At 64.1% G+C, this 2879-nt stretch carries 5 protein-coding genes; all 5 read right to left on the bottom strand.

Annotated elements, in window-relative coordinates; translation table 11 throughout:
• A partial coding sequence (locus L2A60_RS20170) for an NADPH-dependent FMN reductase (protein ID WP_235706248.1) occupies positions 1-239 on the bottom strand: 239 nt, incomplete at its 3' end.
• Positions 232-1554: an arsenic transporter gene (locus tag L2A60_RS20165; RefSeq protein ID WP_235706247.1), complete on the bottom strand. Its 1323-nt coding sequence runs from the start codon at positions 1552-1554 to the stop codon at positions 232-234. The genes L2A60_RS20170 and L2A60_RS20165, both read right to left, overlap by 8 nt.
• A gap of 23 nt (positions 1555-1577) precedes the next feature.
• Entirely contained in the window at positions 1578-2000 is a 423-nt protein-coding gene (gene arsC, locus L2A60_RS20160; protein WP_235706246.1) for an arsenate reductase (glutaredoxin), read from the bottom strand.
• Entirely contained in the window at positions 1997-2521 is a 525-nt protein-coding gene (locus L2A60_RS20155) for an arsenate reductase ArsC (protein ID WP_235706245.1), read from the bottom strand. The genes arsC and L2A60_RS20155 overlap by 4 nt, the downstream gene beginning before the upstream one ends.
• On the bottom strand, positions 2518-2879 hold a 362-nt coding region (locus L2A60_RS20150), incomplete at its 5' end, for an ArsR/SmtB family transcription factor (RefSeq protein WP_235706244.1). The genes L2A60_RS20155 and L2A60_RS20150, both read right to left, overlap by 4 nt.

Below are 2879 nucleotides of genomic sequence, written 5' to 3'. Positions count from 1 at the left end.
GGTACGCTGTTGGCGACCGGCAGGTCGCGCGGATCGTAGATCCGGGTTTCGGCGCCCATCAGATCGAGCAGCCGGGCGGCTTCCTCGGTCGCGAAACGCGAATAGGAACGTTCCCGCAACGAGCCGTAGAGCAGCAGCACGCGAGGCTTGTGGGTTGCGCGGGCGACGGGTTCGAGACGCGCCGGATCGGGTAAGAGCAACAAATCGCGGTGCAAGGCGGGAAATTCGCCGTCATCCATGGCCCACCGCTCCCACAACTGGTAGCCAGAGCGCAAGGGCCGCGAGTGTGGCGAGAAGCACCGGCGGTGTGATGACCAGCCCGATCCGCATATACTGGCCCCAGGTGATCCGCGTTCCCTTCTGGCTCAGCACGTGCAGCCAGAGCAGTGTGGCGAGACTGCCGATCGGGGTGAATTTCGGGCCGAGATCGCAGCCGATCACATTGGCATAGACCATCGCATCGTGGATGCCCGGTGACAGATGCCCCAATTGACCGATCGCGAGCGCGCCGACCAACACGCTCGGCATATTGTTCATGATCGAGGACAGCACGGCCGCCAGGATGCCGGTGCCGAGCGACGCCGCCCAGATGCCGTGGGCGGCGAAAGCCCGGAGTGCATCGGCAATGTAATTGGTCAGGCCCGCGTTGCGCAGCCCATAGACGACGAGATACATACCCAGGCTGAAAATCACGATTTGCCACGGCGCGCCGCGCAAAACCCGGCGGATTTCGATGACCCTCCCCGATCCGCCGGCAAACCAGCGTCCGGCGATGGCGAGCAGCACGACGGCACCGGCGATGGTGACGAACGAGACCGGCACGCCGAGCGGCGCGGTGATGAAATACGCCGCGAGCAGCACCGCGAGCACCGGCCAGGCCGCGCGGAAAACCAGAGGATCGTGGATGGCCGACGAAGGCGCTTCCAGTGCTTCGATGGCATAGCGCCGGTTCGCCGCCCGGCGATACATGAGGCCGATCACGGCGAGCGTCGCGGCCAGCGAAACCAGATCGACCGGCACCATCACCACGGCATACCGGGTGAAGCCGATCCTGAAATAATTGGCGCTGACGATGTTGACCAGATTGGAAATCACCAGCGGCAGGCTGGTGGTATCGGCGACAAAGCCGGTCGCGATGATGAAGGCGAGTGCAGCGGCAGGCGGAAATTCAAGGCTCGTGAGAATCGCCACCACGATCGGCGTCAGCAGCAGTGCGGCGCCGTCATTGGCGAAGAACGCCGCGATGGCAAAGCCGAGCAGCACGATCAGCGGGAGCAGAACCCTCCCGCGTCCACGCCCCCAGCGCGCGACATGCAGGGCGGCCCAGCGGAAAAACCCGGCCTCGTCGAGCAGGAGCGAAATGATGATCAGGGCGACGAAGGTGAAGGTCGCGTTCCAGACGATATGCCAGACCGTCGGGATATTGCGCCAATGGATCACCCCCAGGGCGAGATCGACGACGGCGCCGGCCATGGCGCTCCAGCCGATGCCGAGCCCGCCCGGCTGTCCGATGACGAACACAAGGGTTGCGACGAACACCGCGAGGGCGAGCATGAGAAGCCTCGAATACTGGAGAGTTAGCGGATGCGCCGACCGGCGGAATCGACCACGGCTTCACCGTCTTCCTTGGCGAAGCCAGCCCGTTGCGGCGCGGGCAGGATGTCGAGCACGGTCTCGGACGGGCGACAGAGTTTTACGCCCAACGGCGTGACCACGATCGGCCGGTTGATCAGGATCGGGTGCGCCATCATCGCGTCGAGCAACGCATCGTCGGACACGGCAGGATCATCGAGCCCGAATTCGGCATAGGGCGTGCCCTTCTCGCGCAGCACGGCGCGGACCGGAATACCCATGCGCTCGATCACATCAACCAGGGTTTCGCGGGATGGCGGGGTTTTCAGATATTCGACGATCCTGGGCTCGATCCCGGCGTTGCGGATCAGCGCCAGCACGTTGCGCGAGGTGCCGCAATCGGGATTATGGTAGATGATCACGCTCATGCCGCCGAGCCTTCGCCTTCGTTCGGCCCGATCCGGCCGATCTCCTGTACCCGGCGCCGGAGCGACGCCTGCTCCAGTTTGGCGAAGGGTAGGCTGGCGAAGAGTTTGATACGGGTTTCCAACATTCGGAATGCGGTCCGGAATGAAGCCGTTCGTTCGAGGTCGGTGCCGGTGGCGGAAGCCGGGTCGGGCACGCCCCAATGCGCCGTCATCGGCTGTCCCGGCCAGACCGGACAAATTTCACCCGCAGCGTCGTCGCAAACGGTGAACACGAAATCCATCACCGGCGCGCCCGGCTGCGCGAATTCGTCCCAGGATTTCGAACGCAACCCATCGGTCGGCAGTCCGGCATCTTCCAGCATCGCGAGCGTGCGCGGATGCACCTCGCCTTTCGGATGACTGCCCGCCGAAAATCCCTGGAATTTGCCATCACCCCAGCGCTCGACCAGTTTTTCAGCCAATATGCTGCGGGCGGAATTACCGGTGCAGAGAAACAGCACGTTGAGCGGCTGGTTGGTCACGCCGATTTTGCTTTCGCGCGGAGCGTTTTCTGTTTTGCCGAGGGTAGCGCGGGATTACAGGCCGGTCCGCAAATGGAGACGTCCTGACCACAGCAATTTTTTACCAGGAAGCCAACCAACTCGTTCATCGCGGTGAAATCTGTGGTGTATATGACGTGCCGGCTCGCGCGCCGCTGGCTGATCAGCCCGGCCCGCAGTAGCGCCTGGATATGGAAGGTGAGCGAGGACGGCACCAGGCCGAGCTTTTCGGCGATCTCGCCCGCCGCAATGCCCGCGGGACCGGCTTCAACGAGTAGCCGATACGCCGCCAATCTGTGCTCGTGCGCCAGGGCGGCGAGGGCCGCGACCGTCCAGGCGG

It is taken from the genome of Acidiphilium iwatense, assembly GCF_021556475.1.
Lineage (GTDB): Bacteria > Pseudomonadota > Alphaproteobacteria > Acetobacterales > Acetobacteraceae > Acidiphilium > Acidiphilium iwatense.
Note: the sequence above shows the minus strand (reverse complement) of the source record. Positions and strands in the feature narration are given on the sequence as shown.